Below are 2,517 nucleotides of genomic sequence, written 5' to 3'. Positions count from 1 at the left end.
CAGAACGGCAGCATAGCCGCGACCGCCGTCACGGTGCCGAGCAGCGCCGCGTGCGGCACGCCGCCGAACAGGTAGCCGGCACCGAGCAGCACGCCCTCGCCGAGCCCCACCACCACGAGTCCCGTGACCGTCGCACGCACCGCGGAAGCCATGCGCTGGAGCAGTTGCGCGCCGTCCGCGCCGAACGCGCGGCGCGCGCCGCGCATCACCGTGCCCGACAACCGCGGTCCGGCCTGAAAGATCACGAACAGCGTGACGAGCATGAAGCCGAAGGTCACCGACGCATGCAGCGCACGCGCGCCGAAGTGACGCCCGAACGAGACGATCGCGTCGCCGTGCAGGTTCTTCATCGCGGGCGACGCCTTGAGCGGCTGCGCCAGATTCGCCTGCCACCAGTCGCTCACCTGATGACTGCCGAACGGCAGACGCGAGACGACGTCGGGCACCGGCACGCCGTTCTCCTGCGCGGTGCGCAGCCACTGGTAGAGGTCGTGCGCCTCGCCGCCGGCCTGGATCGCCGTGATCGTGATCGGCAAAACGACCAGCAGCGCGACGGCCAGCGTCAGCACGGTGGCGAGCGAAGTCGTGCGTCCCTTGAACAGACGATGACGCTCCACGGCCTGATAGGCCGGCCACAGCACGATGGCGACGACGCCCGCCCACGCGACGGCGGGCACGAATTCGCGCACGACCCACAGCGCGACCAGCACAAGCGCGGCGAACAGGGCCGCCGAAGCGACGCGCTGGATTTTTTGCTCGTTTGCGGAGTTCGGAGCAGGCGGGCGATGAATCATGTAACCTCGGGGCAATTCGACAGGACGGCTCTGGCGGCCATGCAGGCAAGACCTGCGCCGCAAGCGGCAGGAACAACCAGCCAGAACGCATAAAAGCGCGCGTGGAACAACGCGCCGCAGCAAGCCGCCAGCATAAGGGCGACAGACCAAAACACGAAATGAGGGCCGCCGGCGCGTCGCGCAAGTGCCCCCAGGCGGTACCTCGAACGGTACGTCAAGCGCCGCTTCAAGTCTGATTCATCCGCCGCCCAGGCGTTCCACCCCCCGCCTTTCCCGCACATTTCGATGTCGCGCCACGCACAACACTGCGTTGCACAAATTCGCGATGTCGCACCTTGATCGCCCGCAAAGCCCCATTCCTTCGTCAAACGCATGGTGTCGCAGGGCAATTGTTGCCGATTTTGGAATGGTGTTTCAACGCCGACACAATGGCACTTGGCGTCGCAGAGGACTACATTCGCGGCATCCCACTCACGGAGCCGACAATGAAAAAGAAAGCGTGTCTCGCGCTTGACGGTGCCAACGGTGAACGCATTGAAATCCTCGAGCAGACGGATTCAGCGCTCGTCATCCGCTGGGTCGAACCCGGCCGCTGCCATTATGGCGAGCAGCGCTGGCGACGCCGCTCGGCGCATACCTCGGGAACCTGCGCCGTGTCGCGTCGCAAGATCCGCCGCGGTGACGCCGTGTACAAGCCGGCTGAACGGCCGGCCCCGCTGAATGCGTCGGTGATGATCGCCGCGGAAGTGTTCGGCGACCTCGTGGCCAACGTGCCGTTCAGCGAAGCGGCCTGACGCGCCGCAAGCGGTCGAAAGCCGACCGGATGTGCGCGAAAGCGGACAAAGGCATTAGCAGTCATTATCGTAACAATCGCGCATCGATTGAATAACAATCGTGCACGGATCGACGAATCGACACGGCGCCACTCGCGCCATTCGGACTCACCGCCTCCCTGCCCACACGCCGCGCTCCGAGGCCGATTCAGACCGTTCCCGTTTCACCTGGCCGCGTGCTGCGGCGCCGCATCTCAGGACGAGACCGCGGCCGCCCCGGGCGCCAGCGAGATAGACCGACCGGCGTAACGCGCCACCCGCCCCACCGACTCGCCGCGCAGCGCAGCCACGCGCGCGAGCACGTCGGCATCGAAGGGCGCCGCGCGCGGACCCGCGCGATCGACGTGCAGCAACACCTGCTCGCTCGCCGACACCATCTCCTCCGTGCCGTCCCCGGCGAACATCTCCAGATAGACGCGCACGCGCTTCGCGTCGTGCTCCAGCACCGACACCTCCACGCGCACCGGCGTGCCTGCCTTGATCTCCCGCACGTAGTTCAGATGCGCCTCCAGCGTGTACATCGAGCGCCCGCGCGCCTCGCGCTGCGCCGCGTCGAGCCCGATTGCGTCGAGCAGCGCATCGGTCGCGAAGCTGTAGATCAGCATGTAGAAGGCGTCGCGCAAATGGCCGTTGTAATCGACCCATTCCGCGCGCACCTGATCGCGGTAGACCACGCCAGGCGCCGTTGCATCCGTCATCGCTCCTCCTTGTTGCGGCAGTTTTTTCGTGTCGGCCAGTGTAACCGCACGGTCGGCGCGCGCACCCGCGCGACAGGCGGCCCGCGTCGCGCTGACGCTGCGCACGCGTGCCGCCGCTGCGGTAAGGTGGACCTGATGTGCCGCACTCCGTGACACGGTGCGGCACCGGTTCCGGGCCGCCGCAGCGCGCTC

3 protein-coding genes are annotated in these 2,517 nt (G+C 67.1%); 1 reads left to right on the top strand and 2 read right to left on the bottom strand.

Annotated features, from left to right (window positions below):
* On the bottom strand, window positions 1–794 hold a 794-nt coding region (locus G3N97_RS38165; RefSeq protein WP_205997905.1), incomplete at its 3' end, for an AI-2E family transporter.
* 485 nt (window positions 795–1,279) lie between these two features.
* Here G3N97_RS38165 and G3N97_RS38160 point away from each other — a divergent pair.
* Window positions 1,280–1,588: a DUF3331 domain-containing protein gene (locus G3N97_RS38160; RefSeq protein WP_205997904.1), complete on the top strand. Its 309-nt coding sequence runs from the start codon at window positions 1,280–1,282 to the stop codon at window positions 1,586–1,588.
* A 233-nt stretch (window positions 1,589–1,821) separates the two neighbouring features.
* Here the strand turns inward: G3N97_RS38160 and G3N97_RS38155 are convergent, their stop codons facing one another.
* Window positions 1,822–2,325, bottom strand: coding sequence for a thioesterase family protein (locus G3N97_RS38155; protein WP_205997906.1), 504 nt, complete (start codon window positions 2,323–2,325; stop codon window positions 1,822–1,824).
* Window positions 2,326–2,517: the final 192 nt, after the last annotated feature.

The sequence above is a fragment of the Paraburkholderia sp. Ac-20347 genome, assembly GCF_017104805.1.
In the GTDB taxonomy this organism is placed as follows: Bacteria; Pseudomonadota; Gammaproteobacteria; order Burkholderiales; family Burkholderiaceae; genus Paraburkholderia; species Paraburkholderia tropica.
This window is presented reverse-complemented; position numbering and strand designations above follow the sequence as displayed.